The sequence below is a fragment of the Hydrogenophaga sp. T2 genome (assembly GCF_049843535.1).
Classification (GTDB): Bacteria; Pseudomonadota; Gammaproteobacteria; order Burkholderiales; family Burkholderiaceae_C; genus Hydrogenophaga; species Hydrogenophaga crocea.
On record NZ_JBBHZJ010000006.1, the window covers coordinates 165,961 to 185,670 of the forward strand.

The 19,710-nt window shown below is 70.8% G+C and carries 16 protein-coding genes and 1 riboswitch; of the genes, 5 read left to right on the forward strand and 11 right to left on the reverse strand.

Translation table 11 applies throughout. The annotated features are described in order from the left end of the window. Window positions 1-195: 195 nt before the first annotated feature. The 3 genes from rsmA to WDZ95_RS15430 are packed head-to-tail and all read right to left on the reverse strand — an operon-like array spanning window position 196 to window position 4,725. Window positions 196-957: a 16S rRNA (adenine(1518)-N(6)/adenine(1519)-N(6))-dimethyltransferase RsmA gene (rsmA, locus tag WDZ95_RS15420; RefSeq protein WP_425779646.1), complete on the reverse strand. Its 762-nt coding sequence runs from the start codon at window positions 955-957 to the stop codon at window positions 196-198. Continuing rightward, window positions 954-2,330 (reverse strand): peptidylprolyl isomerase, encoded by a 1,377-nt coding sequence (locus tag WDZ95_RS15425; protein WP_425779648.1) that lies wholly within the window; start codon window positions 2,328-2,330, stop codon window positions 954-956. The genes rsmA and WDZ95_RS15425 overlap by 4 nt, the downstream gene beginning before the upstream one ends. Beyond that, window positions 2,323-4,725 carry an LPS-assembly protein LptD gene (locus WDZ95_RS15430; RefSeq protein ID WP_425779650.1) on the reverse strand — a complete coding sequence of 801 codons (2,403 nt, stop codon included), beginning with the start codon at window positions 4,723-4,725 and terminating at the stop codon, window positions 2,323-2,325. The genes WDZ95_RS15425 and WDZ95_RS15430 overlap by 8 nt, the downstream gene beginning before the upstream one ends. Before the next feature lie 71 nt (window positions 4,726-4,796). Between WDZ95_RS15430 and WDZ95_RS15435 the strand changes: the two genes are divergently transcribed. Continuing rightward, window positions 4,797-5,948 (forward strand): aminoglycoside phosphotransferase family protein, encoded by a 1,152-nt coding sequence (locus WDZ95_RS15435; RefSeq protein ID WP_425779652.1) that lies wholly within the window; start codon window positions 4,797-4,799, stop codon window positions 5,946-5,948. Continuing rightward, complete coding sequence (locus WDZ95_RS15440; protein ID WP_425779654.1) at window positions 5,948-6,652, forward strand: 16S rRNA (uracil(1498)-N(3))-methyltransferase; 705 nt, start codon at window positions 5,948-5,950, stop codon at window positions 6,650-6,652. Before WDZ95_RS15435 ends, WDZ95_RS15440 begins: the two co-directional genes overlap by 1 nt. Window positions 6,653-6,662: 10 nt before the next feature. Here WDZ95_RS15440 and WDZ95_RS15445 read toward each other — a convergent pair whose 3' ends face one another. Then, window positions 6,663-8,228 carry a methyl-accepting chemotaxis protein gene (locus WDZ95_RS15445; RefSeq protein WP_166229038.1) on the reverse strand — a complete coding sequence of 522 codons (1,566 nt, stop codon included), beginning with the start codon at window positions 8,226-8,228 and terminating at the stop codon, window positions 6,663-6,665. A 101-nt stretch (window positions 8,229-8,329) separates the two neighbouring features. Between WDZ95_RS15445 and WDZ95_RS15450 the strand changes: the two genes are divergently transcribed. Then, the gene (locus tag WDZ95_RS15450; RefSeq protein WP_425779657.1) at window positions 8,330-9,502 is read left to right on the forward strand and encodes an MFS transporter; all 1,173 of its coding nucleotides are present in this window, start codon (window positions 8,330-8,332) and stop codon (window positions 9,500-9,502) included. On the opposite strand, the gene WDZ95_RS15455 is transcribed toward WDZ95_RS15450, so the two are convergent. From WDZ95_RS15455 to WDZ95_RS15475, 5 genes are all read right to left on the reverse strand, one after another. Next, a complete protein-coding gene (locus WDZ95_RS15455; RefSeq protein ID WP_425779659.1) occupies window positions 9,414-10,313 on the reverse strand; it encodes a lysophospholipase in 900 nt (299 codons plus the stop codon). The two genes, WDZ95_RS15450 and WDZ95_RS15455, sit on opposite strands and share 89 nt — an antisense overlap. Window positions 10,314-10,325: 12 nt before the next feature. Further along, complete coding sequence (locus tag WDZ95_RS15460) at window positions 10,326-11,825, reverse strand: M20 family metallopeptidase (RefSeq protein WP_425779661.1); 1,500 nt, start codon at window positions 11,823-11,825, stop codon at window positions 10,326-10,328. Window positions 11,826-11,952: 127 nt separating this feature from the next. Beyond that, window positions 11,953-13,509 carry a methyl-accepting chemotaxis protein gene (locus WDZ95_RS15465; protein ID WP_425779663.1) on the reverse strand — a complete coding sequence of 519 codons (1,557 nt, stop codon included), beginning with the start codon at window positions 13,507-13,509 and terminating at the stop codon, window positions 11,953-11,955. Window positions 13,510-13,546: 37 nt separating this feature from the next. Next, entirely contained in the window at window positions 13,547-15,706 is a 2,160-nt protein-coding gene (locus WDZ95_RS15470; protein WP_425779665.1) for a methyl-accepting chemotaxis protein, read from the reverse strand. A 37-nt stretch (window positions 15,707-15,743) separates the two neighbouring features. Further along, window positions 15,744-16,271, reverse strand: coding sequence for a chemotaxis protein CheW (locus WDZ95_RS15475; protein WP_166229050.1), 528 nt, complete (start codon window positions 16,269-16,271; stop codon window positions 15,744-15,746). Between the two features lie 183 nt (window positions 16,272-16,454). Between WDZ95_RS15475 and WDZ95_RS15480 the strand changes: the two genes are divergently transcribed. Further along, on the forward strand, window positions 16,455-17,117 hold the full coding sequence (locus WDZ95_RS15480) for a transglutaminase domain-containing protein (protein WP_425779667.1): 663 nt from the start codon (window positions 16,455-16,457) through the stop codon (window positions 17,115-17,117). Window positions 17,118-17,131: 14 nt separating this feature from the next. Here the strand turns inward: WDZ95_RS15480 and metW are convergent, their stop codons facing one another. Then, window positions 17,132-17,713 (reverse strand): methionine biosynthesis protein MetW, encoded by a 582-nt coding sequence (gene metW, locus WDZ95_RS15485; protein ID WP_166229054.1) that lies wholly within the window; start codon window positions 17,711-17,713, stop codon window positions 17,132-17,134. Further along, window positions 17,713-18,879, reverse strand: coding sequence for a homoserine O-succinyltransferase MetX (metX, locus tag WDZ95_RS15490; RefSeq protein ID WP_166229056.1), 1,167 nt, complete (start codon window positions 18,877-18,879; stop codon window positions 17,713-17,715). Before metX ends, metW begins: the two co-directional genes overlap by 1 nt. A gap of 61 nt (window positions 18,880-18,940) precedes the next feature. Further along, window positions 18,941-19,017: riboswitch (SAM riboswitch) on the reverse strand. Window positions 19,018-19,235: 218 nt separating this feature from the next. On the opposite strand from metX, the gene WDZ95_RS15495 reads away from it, so the two are divergent. Further along, complete coding sequence (locus tag WDZ95_RS15495; RefSeq protein WP_166229058.1) at window positions 19,236-19,637, forward strand: RNA recognition motif domain-containing protein; 402 nt, start codon at window positions 19,236-19,238, stop codon at window positions 19,635-19,637. The last annotated feature ends 73 nt before the right edge of the window (window positions 19,638-19,710 follow it).

Sequence of the window (19,710 nt, forward strand, 5' to 3'; positions counted from 1 at the left end):
GTGGCCCGCACGCCCAAGGGCGAAGAGCCGATCGAGGTGCAGAGCGAAGAGCCCATGCCCACCGACAAGATCCTCGACGTGAGCCCGCAGGCGCTGCGCATGAGCAGCCCCTTCAACGCCGGCTACTGGCTCGCGGCAGCCTGAGCGGCCCCGCGCCGCGCCACCGGATGAGCCCCGACACCCGTCGGGGCTTTTTCATGCCTGCGTTCGCAGCGCCAGGCCGACGTACTCGCTCACAGCGACCTCTTCCGCACGGCGCTGCAAATCGAAGTCGCCCGAAGCCTTGCGCGCCTCCAGCCACTGGCCCAGCGTGTGGCGCAGGATCTTGCGGCGCTGGCTGAACGCGGTCTGCACCAGCGCGCTGAAGTGGGCCACGTCGATCCGCGGCGGATCGGCCAGCGGGACCATGCGCACCACCGCGCTGTCGACGCGCGGCGGCGGATCGAAGGACCCGGGCGGCACGAACAGCACGTTCTCCATCGCGTAGCGCCATTGCAGCATCACCGACAGGCGCCCGTAGTCGGCCGTGGCCGGCGCGGCCACCATGCGGTCGATCACCTCTTTCTGCAGCATGAAGTGCTGGTCCTGCACCACGGCCACGTGGGCGAGCAGGTGAAAAAGAATGGGCGTGGAGATGTTGTAGGGCAGGTTGCCCACCACGCGCAGCGCGCCCGGCGCCGCGCCCGGCAGGGCCGAGAAATCCACCGTGAGCACGTCGGCCTCGGTGACGTCGAGCTGGCCGTGGCCGCGCAGGCGCGCGGCCAGGTCGCGGTCGAGTTCGATCACGCGCAGGCGGCCCAAGCGCTCCACCAGCGGCTGCGTGAGCGCGGCCAGGCCCGGGCCGATTTCGACCATGACCTGGCCGGGCCGCGGATCGATGGCGCGCACGATGGCGTCGATGACGCCGGTGTCGGTCAGGAAGTGCTGTCCGAAGCGCTTGCGCGCGATGTGCTTCACAGCTGCGGTTCTTCGCGGATCTCGACGTAGGCGCGCGCGCGCACGTCGCGGGCCCACAGGGCCAGGGCTTCCTCGAGCTTTTGCTCGCGCACCACGCCACGCACCCGCTCGCGGCGCTCGCGCTCGTCGAGCGGCACGGTGCGGCGCTCGTCCACGCGGATCAGGTGCACGCCGAAGCGCGACACCACCGGCTCGGACACCTGACCCGGCTGCAGGCCGTTCATGGCCTGCTCGAACTCGGGCACGAACATGCCTGGTGAGGCCCAGCCGAGCGCGCCGCCGCCCGCGGCCGAGCCGTCCTGGCTGTTCTCGCGCGCCAACGCCTCGAAGCTGGCCTGCCCCGACGCGATGCGCTGGCGGAATTCGTTCAGGCGCGCCTGGGCGGCCTGCTGCGTGAGCTGCGGCCCGGGCCGCAGCAGGATGTGGCTCACGCGGGTCTGCGTGACCGCCATCTCCGGCAGGCCGCCGCCGCGCTTGTCGTTGACCTTGAGCACGTGAAAGCCCGCGAGGCTGCGCACCGGCCCGGCGATCGCGCCGGGCGCGAGCGCGCGCGTGGAATTCACGAACAGGTCGGGCAGGCGCGTGGCCTGGCGCCAGCCGAACTGGCCGCCGTTCACGCGCTCCGGCGCGTCGGAGAACTCGCGCGCCAGGGTGGCGAAGTCCTCGCCCGCGCGGGCGCGATCGGCCACGCGCTGGGCCCGCGCCTGGCGCTCGGCCACCTGGGCTTCGCTGGCGTTCTCGGGCACGCTCACGAGCACATGGCTGAGGTTGAGCTCGAGGCTGGTGATGTCGTTGCCGTTCTGCTGCTCGCGGATGTAGTCGTCGACGTCGGCGTCGCTCACGCGCAGCCGCGAATCGACCTCGCGTTCCCGCACGCGCTGCAGCAGCAGCTGCTGGCGCAGCTCGGCGCGGAAGCGGTTGATCTCGATGCCCTCGCTGGCCAGGCGGCGGCGGAACTCCTCGCGGCCGAGCTGGTTCTGCGCCGCGATGTTCTGCTCGGTCTGGTCGATATCGCTCTCGCTCACGCGCACGCCGGATTCGGTGGCGAACTGGATCTGCGCGCGTTCGTTGATGAGCTGCTCGAGCACTTGCCGCGCGAGCTCGGCGCGCGGCGGCGCGTTGGCGATGTTGCGCTGCGCAATGTTCTGCTCGACCTGGCGCAGGCGCTGGCGCACGTCGTGGTTGGTGATGGGCTCGGAATTGACCAGCGCAACGATGAAGTCGGCCGTGCGGTTGCTGCTGGCGCTGCCCGTGCCCGCGGGCAGGCTCAGGCTGGGCGGTCGCGGCGTGGGGAAGGCGTTTTGCGCCGAGGCGGGCAGGGCCGACAGCGCGACCGCCAGGGCCAGGGAGGAGAGCAGGAAGCGGTCAGTCATGGCGTTCGAAGCGGCTCGGCGGGGTGATTTCTTCGCGCAGGTACTGGTAGCGCGGCACGTTGTCCCTGAGGGTCTGCAACGGGTTGGAGCCGATGCGCGAGAAGCCCGTGAATTCGAGCTGGAACAGGATGCGCTGGTTCGCGGAAGCCGCGCTGCGCTGCAGCCGCTCGAGCACGATGCGCCCGATCCAGCAGCCGGCATCGTACTCAAAGCCGGCCACCAGATCGACGATCTTGCGGTCGGGCACGCTGTAGTTGATGCGGCCCACGCTGTACCACTGGCCTTCGCCCAGCGCGCGGCCGGGCACGGCAGCGGGCGCGGTGCCGAACAGGCCGCTGAGCGGCCATTGCCAGCCGAGGTCGAGCTGCTCGGAGTTGCCACGCTGGAAACGCCACGCGGCGCTCAGCGTGCGGAAGGGGCCGGGCATGTAGCGCGCGCTCAGCGTGGTGCGCACCGACTCCTGGCTCGTGGGGTTGTACTGGAAGTTCGTGTCGAACAGCCAGCGCGGGCTCCACTGCACGCGCGCGCCGATCAGCACGTCGCTGAAGCGCTCGGTGACCGGGTCGCCGCCGGGCAGGCCGGCCGCGTTGGGCAGGGTCACGTCCTGGTCGCGCAGCAGGTAGCGCTGCGCGATGCCCAGGCGCACGATCTCGGCGCCGGTGCGCGGGTCGAGCAGGCGCGAACTCACGCCCAGCGTGAGCGCGCGCGTGTCGGAGATGCGGTCGTTGCCCGTGAAGACGTTGTCCGAGTAGATGGTCGCGAAGTTGAAGTCGGTCGCGGCCGAGTCGTAGTTGGGCAGCAGGCTCTGGTCGCGGTAGGGCGTCCAGGTGAAGTAGGCGCGCGGCTCCAGCGTCTGCGTGAAGGCGCGGCCGAAGTAGCTCGCGTCGCGCTCGAACACCAGGCCGCTGTCCAGGCTCAGGGTCGGCAGGGCACGTGACGCGCTGGTCTGGCCATTGGCCAGTGCGCTGTCGTAGCGGTACTGCGTGGCGTGCAGGCGCGCACGCGGCTCCACGAACCAGCCCGGCGCCTGCCAGCGGTGGCTGAACTGGGCGATGGCGAGCGCGCGTTCGCCATTGGGCTGGCCTGTGAGCAAGGGGTTCGACTCGAAGCGCGTGTAGCCGCCCGACAGCAGCAGCTGCGTGTCGCCCGGAATGCCCCAGCCCAGGTCGCCCCGCTGGTAGGAAAGCGACAGCGCGGGCACGCGGTCGTAGGGCGGGATGATGGGCGCGTCGATGTCCTGCAGGGTCTGCCAGGTGTAGGCCCCGGCGACCAGCGACCAGGGCCCCTGTGTCCAGCTCACTTGCGCGTCGGCGGGCAGCAGGCGCTGCGTGAGCGTGGCGCCCGAGCGCGGGAAGTCGCGCCAGTAGTTGTCGTCGCTGACGCGGTTGATGTTGAGATTGAGTGCCGTGCTGCCGCCGCCGCCGAGGCGGTTGATCGCGTCGGTGAGCGTCTGGTTGTGCTGGAAGGTGTAGCCCCAGCGGTCGTCGTTGCGCAGCCGGTCCGAGGGCATGAAGGAGCCGCGCAGCCGGCCGCTGTAGTCGGGCCGCAGGTAGCGGAACTCGCCTCCGAAGTCGATCCCGCGCTTGGTCATCACCGTGGGGTACAGGGTGAGGTCGTAGTTCGGCGCGAGGTTCAGGTAGTAGGGCTGCGTGTACTCGAAGCCGCTCAGGCTGTCGAGGTTGATGGATGGCGGCAGCAGGCCCGACTTGCGTTCGTCCGTGAGCGGAAAGGTGAAGTAGGGCGCGCCCAGGATGGGCACGCCCTTGAACTCGAGCACGCCGTTGGTGGCGGCGCCGGTCTGCTCCACGTTGTCGAAGTCGATGCGTTTGGCCCGCACCAGCCAGTCGGGCATCCAGTCGGCGCCGGGCACGCGCGGGCAGGTGCTGTAGCGGGCCTGGTGGGCGCTGGCCTTGTCTTCGCCCAGGAAGTCCAGCCGCGCCGCGTCGCCGCGGCCGCCCGAGCGCAGGATCTCGAACTGCGGCTGCTCGAAGCTGCCGATGAAGGTGTCGGCGTTGAGCCGCAGCGAGGGGCCGCTGTAGCGGTCGCCGTTGCGGTTGATGAGCACGTTGCCCTGCGCCGTGGCCTCGCCCGTGTTCTCGTCGTAGGTCAGGCGGTCGGCGCGGATCACCATGTCGTGGCGGCGCACCTCGGCCTCGCCCTCGATGGTGGTGACACCGCCGGTCTTGCCCTCGATGCGCTGGCCCGACACGAAGGCCGACGCGCCCTTCTGCGCCTCGGCAGGCAGGTTCTCCTGCAGCCGCAGGCTGGGCCGCAGCGCCAGGCCTTCGGACTGGGCCTGCGCCGCCAGTGCCGTGAGACCGCCCACCACGGCCGCGGCCAGGGGGGCGAGCGCAAGGCGGGGCGCGGGGCGGGAAGGGGTCGGTCGGCGTTTCAAGGTCGGGCCCGGCGGCGGGCGGGCCGCGCACTGCGTCGAAGGGGCGGTTGTAGAATGCGCCGGATTATTCCATGGCCCCCCTGCGCCAAGGCCCCGGCGGCCCGCACGCGCATTCCCAGCCCACCCCCACCATGACCCCGTCACCGACGACCGTCGCGTGGGCCGACCCGCAGCGCGAGGCGGCTTTCCACGCCTGGCTGGCTCCGCTGGCCACGCAGCACCGCCTGCGCCCCGGCAGCCTGCGCCCGGCCTCGGCCGACGCGAGCTTTCGCCGCTACCTGCGCCTGGACACACACGACGGCGGCAGCGCGATCGTGATGGACGCGCCGCCCGACAAGGAAAACAGCGAGCCCTTCGTGCGCATCGCCGGCCTCATGCGCGACGCCGGCCTGCGCGTGCCGCAGGTGCTGGCCTGGGACGCGCCGCTGGGCTTCATGCTGCTCGACGACCTCGGCACGCAGACCCTGCTCGACGTGATCGACCCCGAGCGCCCGCAGGCCAACGCCGACCTGTACCGCGACGCGCTCGCCGCGCTGCTGCCCTGGCAGCAGGCCAGCCGCCCGGGCGTGCTGCCGCCCTACGACGAGGCGGTGCTGCGCCGCGAGCTGCAGCTCTTTCCCGACTGGTACCTCACGCAGCACAAGGGCCTGGCGCTGAGCAACAGCCAGCAACAGACCTTGCAGAAAACCTTCGACCTGATCGTGCAGCGCGTGCTCGCCATGCCCACGGTCTACGTGCACCGCGATTTCATGCCGCGCAACCTCATGGTGCTGCGCGAGCGCGGCGACACGCCGGCCACCCAGGTCGGCGTGCTCGACTTCCAGGACGCGCTCATGGGCCCGGTCACCTACGACATCGCCAGCCTCATGCGCGACGCCTTCCTGAGCTGGGAGGAAGACTTCGTGATCGACGTGACCGTGCGCTACTGGGAGCAGGCGCGCAAGCTCGGCCTGATGGACTTCGAAGACTGGCACGCCGACTTCGGCGCCTTCTACCGCGCGGTCGAGTGGATGGGCCTGCAGCGCCACCTCAAGGTCGCGGGCATCTTCGCGCGGCTCACGCTGCGCGACGGCAAGCCCAAGTACCTGGCCGACGCGCCGCGCTTCATCGCCTACATCCGCGCCACCGCGCACCGCTACCGCGAGCTCGCGCCGCTGCTGCGCCTGGTCGACGAGGTCGAGGGCCTGCAGGCGGCCAGCGGCTGGTCCTTCGGACGCGCCTGATGCCGCGCTTCTTCTGCGACGCCGCCCTCGGCCCCGGGGCCGAGCTCGCGCTGCCGCCCGGCGCGGCACGCCACGTGCAGGTGCTGCGCGCGCAGCCGGGCGACACCATCACGCTGTTCAACGGCCAGGGTGGCCAGTGGCAGGCCACGGTGCGGCGCATGGGCCGCAGCGAGGTGGTGGTGCAGGTGCAGTCGCACGAGGCCGTCGAGCGCGAGGCCGCGCGCGCGGTCACGCTGGCCATCGGCATGCCCGCCAACGAGCGCATGGACTGGCTGGTGGAGAAGGCCACCGAGCTCGGCGCAGTCCGCCTGGCGCCGCTGCACACCCAGCACGGCGTGCTGCGCCTGAGCGGCGAGCGCGCGCAGAAAAAGCAGGCGCACTGGCAGGCCATCGCGCAGGCCGCTTGCGAGCAGTGCGGCCGCAACCGCGTGCCGGTGGTGGACGCGGTGCGCGACCTGGGCACATTCCTGCGCGAGGCCACGGGCCGGCGCGCCGTGCTCTCGCTGGCCGAGGGCGCCGTGCCCGCGCGCGAGGCCCTGGCCGGCGACGAGGCCCTGACGGTGCTGATCGGCCCCGAAGGCGGGCTGTCGGCGGCCGAAGACGCGCAGGCGCGCGCGGCGGGCTTCGCGCCCGTGGCCCTGGGCGCGCGCGTGCTGCGCGCCGAGACCGCGGCGATCGCGGCCCTCACGCTCGCGCTGGGCTGAGCGGGCCCGCTCAGGCGGGCTGCGCTGCGAGCTGGAACACCGCCACGGTCTCGCGCAGCCGGCCCGCCTGGTCCTTGAGGCTTTGCGCGGCGGCCGCGCTCTCTTCCACCAGCGCCGCGTTCTGCTGCGTCATCTGGTCGAGCTGGCTCACCGCCACGTTGACCTGGCCGATGCCGTCGCTCTGCTCGCCGGCCGCGGCCGTGATCTCGCCGATGATGTCCGTCACCCGCTGCACCGAGGCCACGATCTCGCCCATGGTCTGGCCCGCGTCGGCCACCAGCTGGCTGCCGGTCTCCACCTTCTCCACGCTCGCACCGATCAGGCCCTTGATCTCCTTGGCCGCCTCCGCGCTGCGCTGCGCGAGGTTGCGCACCTCGCCGGCCACCACCGCGAAGCCACGGCCCTGTTCACCGGCGCGCGCCGCTTCCACCGCCGCGTTGAGCGCGAGGATGTTGGTCTGGAACGCGATGCCATCGATCACGCCGATGATGTCGTTGATCTTCTTGGACGCGCTGTTGATCTCGTCCATGGTCGTGACCACCTGCGAGACCACCGAGCCGCCGCGCTGGGCGATCTCCGCGGCCGAGGCCGCGAGCTGGTTGGCTTGCCGCGCCGCATCGGCGCTGTTGCGCACCGTGCTCGTGAGCTGCTCCATGCTGGCCGCGGTTTCCTGCAGGTTCGAGGCCGTCTGCTCGGTGCGCGCGCTCAGGTCCTGGTTGCCGCTGGCGATCTCGCTGCTCGCGGTGCCGATGCTGTCCACCCCGAGGCGGATGTCGCCCACGATGCGCGCCAGGCCGTCCTGCATGCGCTGGATGCCCGCGAGCACACGCGCGGTCTCGTCGCGCCCCACGCTGTGCACGCGCGCGCTCAGGTCGCCCGAGGCCACGCGCTCGATCGCCCGTGCGGCCTCGTCCAGCGGCCGCGTGATGCGCCCGCTCACCACCACGCCCAGGCCCAGGGCCAGCACCAGCACGGCCAGCGCGGCCACGCCCGTGACCCACATGGCGCGGCGCTGCAGCGCCCCGAGCCCGTCCACCATGGCGTCCACGCGCGCGCCCACGGCGTCGCTGATCTCGTTGAAGGCCGCGTCGGCGGCGCGCACGTCCGCCTTGGCCGGCTCCATGGCCTGGTTGGCGCGCCAGGGGTCGTTGATCTCGCCGCGGCCAATCGCCTGGTGGATGGCGTTGACCGCGTCGCGGTACTTCGCGAGCCCGGCGGCCATGCGGTCGAGCGCGGCCTGCTCCGGCGCCTGCAGGGCGGGGCGCAGGGCCTGCAGGCGCTCGAGGCCCGTGGCCACCTGTTTCGACCAGGTGCCGTGGTAGCGCTGCAGGTCGTCTTCGTTGGCCATGTTGAGGAAGAGGTCCTTCTCGAAGCGGCGCATGTTGCCGACGTCGGCGCGCACCTCGCCGAGCGCGCGCAGGGCGGCCACCTCGACCCGCACCAGCCGCTGGCTCGCGTCCACGGCGCGGTCCAGGCTGATCTGGGCCGACACGGCCACGGTGACGATACCCAGCGCGCACAGCGCCAGCAGCAGCGCGAGCTTGGCGCGCACGGAAATGCGGGAAAGCCAGTTCATCGAATCTCCAGAGCGGTGGGCAGCGGCGTGCTGCGATGCGTCAATTTCGGATGATCCCCGGCCGTCTTGAGGGCGGACTTGTTCTGTATAAACGCCCACTTATGAACAAAAACCTCTGGCTGCTTGCCGCCGCGCAAGGCCTGTTCCTGACCAACAACGTGGTCTTCATCACCATCAACGGCCTGGTCGGGCTGTCGCTGGCGCCGCTGGGCTGGATGGCCACGCTGCCGGTGATGGGCTACGTGGTGGGCGGGGCGCTGAGCACGCCGCTGGTGGCGCGCGCGCAGCAGCGGCTGGGGCGCCAGGGCTCGTTCCAGCTCGGCCTGCTGGTGGCCCTGCTGTCCTCGCTGGTCTGCGCCGCGGCGGTGTTCGTCGGCAGCTTCTGGCTGCTGGTGGCGGGCACGCTGGTGGCGGGCTACTACAGCGCCAACGGCCAGCTCTACCGCTTCGCGGCGGCCGAGCTCGCCGCGCCGCCCGACCGCGAAAAGGCGGTGTCGCTGGTGCTCGCGGGGGGCCTGGTCGGCGCGGTGCTGGGGCCCAACCTCGCGGTGCACACGCGCGCGCTCACCGCGGCGCCGTTCGCGGGCGCCTACCTCGCGCTCGCGGTGCTGGCCGTGCTGTCCATGGGCGTGATGGCCTTGCTGCGCTTTCCCCCGCCGCCGCCGCGCGGCGGCGCGGGCGACAGCGGCCGGCCCCTGTCGGTGATCGCGCGGCAGCCGGTGTTCATCGTGGCCGCGCTGGGTGCCGCGCTGGGCTACGGCGTGATGAACCTGCTCATGGCCGCCACGCCGCTGGCCATGCAGGTCTGCGGCCTGCCCTTCGAAGACGTGGCCCTGGTGCTCGAATGGCACGTGATCGGCATGTTCGCGCCGGGCTTCTTCACCGGCCACCTGATCCGCCGCTTCGGCGCGCTCCCGGTGATGGGCGTGGGCGTGGCGCTCAACCTCGCGTGCGTGGGCATCGCGCTCTCGGGCGTGAACCTGCACCAGTTCCTGGCGGCGCTGTTCCTGCTCGGCGTGGGCTGGAATTTCCTGTTCACCGGCAGCACCACGCTGGCGCTGAAGGCCTGGCGGCCCGAGGAGAAAGACCGCGCACAGGCCGCGATCAACTTCGGCGTGTTCGCCACCATGGCCTTCACGTCCTTCGCCTCGGGGGCGCTCGTGACCACCCGGGGCTGGACCTGGCTCAACCTGGGGTCGCTGCTGCCCCTGGCGCTGCTGGGCGCGGCGCTGTGGTGGCTGGCGCGTGCACCTGAAGCCAGGCCCGCAGCGTAGACAGCACCGGGGCCTTGCCCACCTCGTTGAAGATCTCGTGGTACAGGCCGTCGAAGCGGCGCGCGTGCACCACCTGGGCGGGGGCGGCCGCCGCGAAGGCCTCGCTGCCCGCGGGGCTCACCAGGCGGTCGTCGCCCGCGTACATGAGCAGCGTGGGCACGGTCCAGCGCGGTGCGGCGCGCACCACGAGCGGCCCGTTCTCGTCGATGAAGCGCGCCAGCCGCGCACTGATGCGGTCGTGCACGCGGCGGTCGCGGCGGTAGGCCTCGACCACCTTGGGGTCGTGCGAGATCTTGTCCGGGTCCAGGCCGTTGCCCAGCGGCTTGTCGGGCGCGATGCGCATCATCAGCCCGATCAGGCCGCGCTTGAGGCCCGAGAGTCCGGTGTCGAGCGCGGGTGAAGACAGCACCAGCAGGTCGATCGGCGCCAGCGCGCGCTGCACGAAGGCCGAGGCCACGAGCCCGCCCATGCTGTGGCCGAGCAGGATCAGCGGGCAGTTCCAGCGCTCGGCCAGCCGCCGCCGCGTGTCGTCCACCACCTCGAACAGGTCGTCGAGCAGCGTGTCGTCCTCGGGCAGCACGCCGGGCTCGCCGCCCGAGTCGCCGTGGCCGCGCTGGTCGTAGGCGCGCACGAAGAAGCCCCAGTCGTTGAGCTGCTGCGCGAGCTCGTTGTAGCGCCAGGCGTGTTCACCCAGACCGTGCACGATCAGCACCACGCCGCGCGGCTGCGCGCGCGAAGACAGGGGCCAGTCGTAGAGCGCGAGGTTGTAGCCGTCGCGCGCGGTGAAGGGGGCCTGGGTGGTGTCGGTCATGGAGGCCCGGGTTCAGGGCATGCGCGCGATCACCTGCGCCACGCTCGCGGTGAGGCGGCGCGCGTAGTCGAGGTGCAGGAACTCGTTGGGGCCGTGCGCGTTGCTCTTGGGGCCGAGCACGCCGCAGACCATCATCTGCGCGCTCGGGAAGCCCTGGCTCAGCATGTTCATGAGCGGAATGGTGCCGCCCTGGCCGATGGTGCCGCAGGCCGCACCGAAGTGCGCCTGCGAGGCGTCCTGCAGCGCCTGCTCGAACCAGGGCGTGGTGGCGGGCGCGTTCCAGCCGCTGGCCGCGCCTTCGCCCGCGAAAGTGACCTTGGCCTGGTAAGGCGCGTTGTCTTCGAGCAGGGCCTTGAGCTGCTGCACCGCGGCCGCCGCGTCCACCAGCGGCGGCAAGCGCAGGCTGAGCTTGAAGGCGGTGTAGGGGCGCAGCACGTTGCCCGCGTCCTTGAGCGCCGGGAAGCCCTCGGCGCCGGTCACGCTCAGCGTGGGGCGCCAGGTGCGGTTGAGCAGGGCCTCGACCGGGTCGGTGGTGGTGGGCAGCGCGAACAGCGTGCTGCCGCCGCAATCGTGGTGGGCCCAGGGGAAGCGCTTGTAGATCTCTTCGCCCAGGATGGCCGCGGTGGCGCGCGCCTGCTCGATGCGCTCGGCCGGCACCTCGCAGTGGAAGCTCGCGGGCAGCAGGCGGCCGGTGGCGCTGTCTTCGAGCCGGTCGAGCACCTGGCGCATGATGCGAAAGCTCGAAGGCACCAGGCCCGAGGCGTCGCCCGAGTGGATGCCTTCGGTGAGGATCTCGACCTTGAGCACGCCACTGGCCATGCCGCGCAGGCTGGTGGTGAGCCAGAGCTGGTCGTAGTTGCCGGCGCCGCTGTCGAGGCAGATCACCAGGCCCACGTCGCCCAGGCGCGGGCGCAGCGCGTCCACGTAAGGCAGCAGATCGCCCGAGCCGCTTTCTTCGCAGGTCTCGATCAGGCCCACGATGCGCGGGTGCGCCACGCCCTGGGCCTGCAGCGCCTGGATGGCCGCGATGCTCGCGTACACCGCGTAGCCGTCGTCGGCGCCGCCGCGGCCGTAGAGCTTGCCGTCGTCGATCTTGGGCGTCCAGGGACCCAGGTCGCTGCGCCAGCCGGTGAACTCCGGTTGTTTGTCGAGGTGGCCATACATCAGCACGGTCTGGCCCGAGGCCGGGGCCGGCGTGCCGTCGCGGCCGGCGCTGGCGGGCAATTCGAAGAACAGCACCGGCGTGCGCGGCTTGCCCCGTGCGTCGTTCAGGCGGATCACCTCGAGCGACAGGCCCGGCACCTTCTGCGCCGCCACCCAGTCGGCGGCCGATTGCAGCACGCGCTCGAGCAGGCCGTGGGCGGCCCAGTCGGCATCGAACGCGGGGGATTTGGCCGGCACGGCGATGTAGTCGACCAGCGCCGGCACGATGCGCTCGCGCCAGGCGGTGTCCACGTGCGCCTGCAGCGCGCCGGGCTCGAGGGGAAGGGGCTGGGGGAGGCGAGCGTTCATGGCGATCTCCTGAGCGGGAGGCCGGCAAGCGCTGGTTGCACTCCCCCGGGTACCCGACCGGAGAAGTATAGGCAGACCGTGACAGGGCCGTGATGGCCGCGCCGCGGCGGCGCAGGGTGGCGCGCCCTCAGGCCACGCGGAACACCCGCACCACCTCGGCCAGCCGGCCGGCCTGCTCGCGCAGGCTTTCGGCCGCGGCCGCGCTCTGTTCCACCAGCGCCGCGTTCTGCTGCGTCATCTGGTCGAGCTGGCCCACGGCCGCGTTCACCTGACCGATGCCCTGCGACTGTTCCTGGGCCGCGGTGGTGATGTCGGCGATGAAGCTCGAGATCTTCTGGGCGTTGTCCACGATCTCGGTGATGGTGCTGCCGGCCTGGGCCACGAGTTCGGTGCCCGCGTGCACCTTCTCCACGCTCGCGCCGATCAGGCCCTTGATCTCCTTGGCCGCTTCGGCGCTGCGCTGCGCCAGGCTGCGCACCTCGCCAGCCACCACCGCGAAGCCGCGCCCCTGCTCGCCGGCACGCGCGGCTTCCACCGCGGCGTTGAGGGCGAGGATGTTGGTCTGGAAGGCGATGCCATCGATCACACCGATGATGTCGCCGATCTTCTGGCTGCTGTGCTGGATGTCCTGCATGGTCTGCACCACCTGGCCCACCACCTGGCCGCCGCGCGTGGCCACGTCGGCGTTGGCCGCGGCCATCTGGCTCGCCTGGCGCGCCGAGTCGGCGCTGTGGCGCACGGTGCTGCTGAGCTGGTCCATGCTGGCCGCCGTCTGCTGCAGGCTGCTCGCGGCCTGCTCGGTGCGGCCCGAGAGGTCCTGGTTGCCGCTGGCGATCTCGCTGCTCGCGGTGCCGATGCTGTCGGTGCTGCTGCGCACCTCGTGCACGATGCGGCTCAGCGAACCCTGCATGGCGCCGAGCGCGCGCATGAGCTGCGCCACCTCGTCGCGGCCCTGGTCGTCCACACGCTGCGTGAGGTCGCTCGCGGCGATGGCGTCGGCCAGGCGGCGCGCGCGGTCGAGCGGGCCGCAGATGCTGCTCATGTTGGCCAGCGTGGTGGGCACCACGATCACCATGGCCAGCACCAGCGCCACGCCGAACACCCAGGCGGTCATGCGGTTGGCCGACGCGCTTTCGTCTTCGAGCGCCTTCACCTCTTCGGCCAACGCAGACTCGAGGCGTTCGAGCGTGAGCAGCGCGGTGTTGTAGCGCTCGTGCGCGCGGCCGAGCATGCGGTTGGCGATGGTGGCGGTCTCGTAGCCGCCGTCGGCGAGCTGGCGCGACACCGGCTCCACCGCGGCCATGTAGGCCTCGAGTTCCTTCTGCAGTTCGCGCACCAGCGGGTTGTCGGCGTCTTCTTCGCCCGCGAGCATGCCCTGGGCCTGCACCGCGGCGTCGTCGTAGGCGGCCTGCCACTTGGCCTTGGCCGCGGCCACCTGCTCGGGCTTTTCATAGGCGATGACCATGTCCTTCTCGTGCCGGACGATCTCGCCCATGGCGGCCTTGAGGTGCGACAGCGTGGTGGTCTCGCGGAAGGCGTGTTGCGAGAACTCGTCGGCCACGGCCGACAGGCGCGACATGCCCCACAGGCCCGCGCCGCCCACCGAGGCGAGCAGGGCCAGCACCACGGCGATGGCACCGATCATGCGGAAGCGGATGGTGAACTGGCGCATGAAGTTCTGCATGCGAATCTCCCCTGATCGTTGTGTAGGACGCGCGCGGTCAGAAGCTTTCCCATTCGCCGTCATCGGCGGCGCGGGCGGGGCTGCTGACGGGTTCGGCGCGGGTGGCCGAGGCAAGGGCGGGTTTGCGCAGCGGTGCCGCCGCCGGTGCCGCCACAGCCACCGGCTTGGCCGCCGGCGCCTTGGCCGGGCCTGCGGGCGCCTTCTTCGGCGCGCTCGCGACGGGTGCCGAACGCACCACCGGGGCCGGGCTCGCGGCCGACGCGAAGGCATGGCCGTCGAGCTTGAAGACCTGCACCACCTGGGCCAGGCGGTTCGCCTGTTCCTTGAGGCTTTGCGCGGCGGCCGCGCTCTCTTCCACCAGCGCCGCGTTCTGCTGCGTCATCTGGTCGAGCTGGCTCACCGCCACGTTGACCTGGCCGATGCCGTCGCTCTGCTCGCCGGCCGCGGCCGTGATCTCGCCGATGATGTCCGTCACCCGCTGCACCGAGGCCACGATCTCGCCCATGGTCTGGCCCGCGTCGGCCACCAGCTGGCTGCCGGTCTCCACCTTCTCCACGCTCGCACCGATCAGGCCCTTGATCTCCTTGGCCGCCTCCGCGCTGCGCTGCGCGAGGTTGCGCACCTCGCCGGCCACCACCGCGAAGCCACGGCCCTGTTCACCGGCGCGCGCCGCTTCCACCGCCGCGTTGAGCGCGAGGATGTTGGTCTGGAACGCGATGCCATCGATCACGCCGATGATGTCGTTGATCTTCTTGGACGCGCTGTTGATCTCGTCCATGGTCGTGACCACCTGCGAGACCACCGAGCCGCCGCGCTGGGCGATCTCCGCGGCCGAGGCCGCGAGCTGGTTGGCTTGCCGCGCCGCATCGGCGCTGTTGCGCACCGTGCTCGTGAGCTGCTCCATGCTGGCCGCGGTCTCCTGCAGGTTCGAGGCCGTCTGCTCGGTGCGCGCGCTCAGGTCCTGGTTGCCGCTGGCGATCTCGCTGCTCGCGGTGCCGATGCTGTCGGCGGCGCTGCGCAGGTTGCGCATCATGTCGAGGAAGCGCTGGCGCATGGCCTCGACCTCGCGCACCAGGGTGCCCACCTCGTCGCGGCGATCGCTGTGGAAGGCGCGCGTGAGGTCGCCCTGCGACACGCTGGTGACCGCGCCGGTGAGCTCGCGCAGCGGCAGGCTCACGTTGCGGCGGATCAGCACGAACAGGCCCAGGCCCAGCAGGCCCGCGGCCGCGGCCAGCAAGCCCCAGAACACGTACATGGTGCGCCAGTGGCGGGCCATGGCCTCGCCCTCGGACACCTCGGCCAGCACCCACCAGCCGCCCGCGCGGGTGGTGCGCTTGACGTGCCAGGGGTCGCTCATGCCGTCGTTGAACAGGGGCACGGCGTCGTGCACGGACATGCTGTCGTCGCCGCGCAGCGCGTCCAGCGTGGGGCCGGCCTGCGGGTAGACCTCGAGCACCTTCTTGCCCGCGGCGCGCGGGTGCGAAATGAACACGGCTTCGTCGTTGGACTTGCGCGGGTCGATGATGACCGTGCCGCCGCTCTCGAAGTAGGTCGACTCGGCCACCAGCTTGTCGAGCGAGGCCTGGAAGTCGGTGATGTCGAAACCGATGAAGAGGATGCCGACGACCTTGCCGGCGGCGTCTTTCACCGGCTCGTAGTGCGTCATGTAGGCCTTGCCGAACAGCACGGCACGGCCGGTGTACGACTCGCCTTTGACCATCAGCGGGTAGGCCGGGCTGGTGCGCGCGAGCAGGGTGCCCACGGCGCGCGAGCCGTCTTCCTTCTTGAGCGAGGTGGCGATGCGCTCGAAGTCGTCGCCCTTGCGCATGAAGATGGTGGCCACGCCACCGTTGCTCTTGTTGAAGCTGTCGACCTCGCTGTGGTCGCCATTGAGCAGCATGCCCCAGTGCTTGAGCATGTTGTTGGCCGAGTCGAGTTCGAAGACGTCGGCAAACTTCTGACGGAACGGGCGGTAGGCGCGCTCGGCCATCAGGCGCGCGGTCGCGTCGAAGGCGTCGACCGAATTGGCCACGGCCGCAGCCTTGTCGCCGGCGGCCTGCATCGCGGCCTCGCGCGAGCGGCCTTCGGCCACCAGCGCCATGCCGACGCTGATCACGCCCAGCGTGACGGCCAGCAGGGCCACGGCCTGAAGGGACAGTCGCCGTGCGATCGACACGGTGTTCTTGGCAAGGGTCATGGGGAAAGCCTCCTCCGCAGGGCCGCCGGGAATGGGTTTATTGCAGGACCTGGGCGCTGTCCATCAGGCCCATGTCGGCGCTGGACATCAGCGCTTCGATATCCATGAGGATCAGCATGCGTTCACCCACGCTGCCGATGCCGGTGATGAAGCTGGTGTCGACCGAGGTGTTCATCTCGGGCGCGGGCTTGATGTGTTCGCCCGACAGCTCGAGCACGTCGGACACCGAGTCGACCACGGCGCCGACCACGCGGCCGCGCACGTTGAGCACGATCACGACCGTGAAGCCGTTGTATTCCACCTTCTCGCAGCCCAGCTTGACGCGCAGGTCCACGACCGGAACGATGACGCCGCGCAGGTTGACCACGCCTTTGATGAAGCTCGGCGCATTGGCGATGCGGGTGGGCTCTTCGTACGAGCGGATTTCCTGCACCCGCAGGATGTCGATGCCGTACTCCTCGGCGCCCAGGCGGAAGGTCAGGAATTCGGCACTGCCCTGCTGGGCGCTGGCGGCGCGGGCGCCGTCCTGGCGGGCGATGTGGGTGGCTTCGTTGCGCATGTCCATGGTCGGTCCTCGAAATGGGGGTGGTCTCAGCACTATCGGCGCGCAGCGCCTGGGCTGAAGTCCGGAAAAGGCCGGCATTTCGACCGTTGACGCGGTCCGAACGCTGTTCAGGCGGCCCTTCGCGGGCGGCTGGAATACCAAAGCATGCACAGCGCGGGGCGGCCGCTCTGCTACCGTGCGCCCATGACCGAGCACCTGAACCCCACCCCGGCGATCGACAGCGACCACCCCGCGGTGCGCGATTTCGCGCGCGCGCACGATCCGGGCGGCAGCGTGCGCGAGCGCGCCGTGGCCCTGAACCTGGCCGTGCGCGACCGGATCCGCTACGACCCCTACCGCATCGACCTATCACCCCAGGGCATGTGCGCGAGCACCGCCCTGCTGCAGGGCCACGGCTGGTGCGTGCCCAAGGCGGTGCTGCTGGCCGCGGTGGCACGCGCCGCGGGCATTCCCGCCCGGCTGGGCTTCGCCGACGTGAAGAACCACATGTCCACCGAAAAGCTGCGCCGGGCCATGGGCGGCAGCGATCTGTTCGTCTGGCACGGCTACACCGAGCTCTGGATCGACGGCGCCTGGCGCAAGGCGACGCCCGCCTTCAACCTTTCGCTGTGCGAGAAGTTCGGCCTGCTGCCGCTGGACTTCGACGGCGTGCACGATTCGCTGTACCACCCCTACGACCGCGCGGGGCAGCGCCACATGGAGTACGTGAACCAGCGCGGCAGCTTCGACGACCTGCCGCTGGAGGCGATCGTGCGCAGCTTCGCCGAGGTCTACGGCGACTTCGGCCGCCACACGCCCGACGGCGATTTCGCGGCCGACGCGGCGCGCGAGAACGCCACGGGCTGAGGCGCGCGCCGCGCTCAGTTGGAGAAGCGGAACACCGCCGTGCTGGCCAGCAGGTTGGGCAGGAAACGCACCTCGCGCCCGGCCTGCAGGCCGAAGCTGTCCTCGATGGTGAGCCCGTTGCGGCGCGCCAGCACCTCGAAGTCGGCGTGTGTGCCGACGCGGATGTTGGGCGTGTCGTACCACTGGTAGGGCAGGCGCCGCGTCACCGGCATGCGGCCCTGCAGCACCGCGAGCCGGTTGGGCCAGTGGGCGAAATTGGGGAAGGCCACGATGCCGATGCGGCCCACGCGCGCGGTCTCGCGCAGCATGGTCTCCGCATTGCGCAGGTGCTGCAGGGTGTCGATCTGCAGCACCACGTCGAAGGCGTTGTCGCCGAACATGGTCAGGCCGTCTTCGAGGTTGAGCTGCAGCACGTTCACACCGCGGCGCAGGCAGGCCTGCACCTCGGCGTCGTCGATCTCGACGCCGTAGCCGGTGCAGCCGCGCGTGGCCTGCAGGTGGGCCAGCAGGGCGCCATCGCCGCAGCCGAGGTCGAGCACGCGCGAGCCCGGGGGCACCAGGCGCGCGATGGATTCGAGCACGTCGCGTTCGCTCATCACAGCCCCTTGCCGATGGTGTGGTCGAAGTAGCTGCGCACGGCCGCGTGGTAGCGCGCGTCGTCGAGCAGGAAGGCGTCGTGCCCGTGGGGCGCGTCGATCTCGCAGTAGCTCACCTCGCGCCGGTTCTCCAGCAGCGCCTTCACGATTTCGCGGCTGCGCGCGGGCGAGAAGCGCCAGTCGGTGCTGAAGCTCACGAGCAGGAACTTCGCCTGCGCGCGCGCGAGCGCCGCGCTGAGGTTGCCGTCGAAGTCGCGCGCGGGGTCGAAGTAGTCGAGCGCGCGCGTGATCAGCAGGTAGGTGTTGGCGTCGAAGTACTCGCTGAACTTGTCGCCCTGGTAGCGCAGGTAGCTCTCGATCTGGAACTCGACATCGGTGGTGGAGTAGCGGTAGGCGAGCTCGGCCACGGCCGCGGGGTCGGCGCCGTCGGCCGCGCGCAGGGTGCGGCCGAACTTCTCGTTCATCACGTCATCGCTGAGGTAGGTGATGTGGCCGATCATGCGCGCGATGCGCAGGCCGCGCCGCGGCAGCGTGCCTTCGCGCAGGTAGTGGCCGCCGTGGAAGTCGGGGTCGGTCACGATGGCGCGGCGCGCCACCTCGTTGAAGGCGATGTTCTCGGCGGTGAGGTTGGGTGCGCTGGCCACCACCACGGCGTGGCGCACGCGCTCGGGGTACTGCAGGGTCCACGACAGCGTCTGCATGCCGCCCAGGCTGCCGCCCATGACCGCGGCCAGCGTTTCGATGCCCAGGGCGTCGAGCAGCCGGGCCTGGGCATCGACCCAGTCCTCCACCGTCACCACGGGGAAGTCGGCGCCCCAGGCCTGGCCCGTGGCCGGGTTGGTGTGCGTGGGCCCGGTCGAGCCGAAGCACGAACCCAGGTTGTTGACGCCGATCACGAAGAAGCGGTTGGTGTCCACCGGCTTGCCCGGGCCGATCATGTTGTGCCACCAGCCCTCGCTGCGCGCCAGCGGCTGGCCGTTGGCGTCGGCGTGGAAGCCGGCCACGTGGTGCGAGGCGTTGAGCGCGTGGCACACCAGCACGGCGTTGGATTTGTCGGCGTTGAGGCTGCCGTAGGTTTCGACCACCAGTTCGTAGGCCGGCAGCACAGCCCCGCTGCGCAGGCGCAGCGGCTGGTCGAAGCGGTGGGTGACGGGGGTGACGATCAAGCGCGTTTGCCTGCCAGGCAGGCCCAGAAAACAAAAAACCCGGTGCCGCCAAAAGGCAGACCGGGCATCTCCGAGCTCCCCTTTAGCGGCATTTGTTGAGCGCCCGCAATCCGGAATCAAATCGGCGCTGAGGCGGCAGTATAGCGGCGGCGCTTGTTGTAACGGCGCATCGCGGCCGGCAGCGCAAGGCGCCGCCGGGAAATTTGTCACCCCCTTTTAGACAAACGGCGCATAATGCCCCGGCTGCCGTTGGAGCGGCGGCATGTCAAGTGATCGGTTGGTTTCGCGCGCTGCATTCGTGTGCCGGACGACGGGGCTCCATCGCTTCTTATCAGTGTTTTGAGGAGTCCCTTTTCATGGGCAACAAGCTTTACGTCGGCAATCTGCCTTATCAAGTGCGCGACGAAGACCTGCAACAAGCCTTCGAGGCCTTCGGCTCGGTGAACAGCGCCAAAGTCATGATGGAGCGCGAGACCGGCCGCTCCAAGGGCTTCGGCTTCGTCGAGATGGGCAGCGATGCCGAGGCGCAGGCCGCCATCCAGGGCATGAACGGCCAGTCGCTCGGCGGCCGCAGCCTGGTGGTCAACGAAGCCCGTCCGATGGAAGCCCGTCCCCCGCGCAGCGGTGGCGGCGGCTTCGGTGGCGGCCGTCGCGAAGGCGGCGGTGGCGGCTACGGCGGCGGCCAGGACGGCGGCTTCCGCAGCCCCTACGGCAACGGCGGCCGTCGCGATGGCGGCGGTGGCCGCGGCGGTTACTGATCGCCCCACCCCCCGGGTTCGAAAGCCCCGAGGCAGCCCGCCCCGGGGCTTTTTCGTGGGCGCTTCACAACGC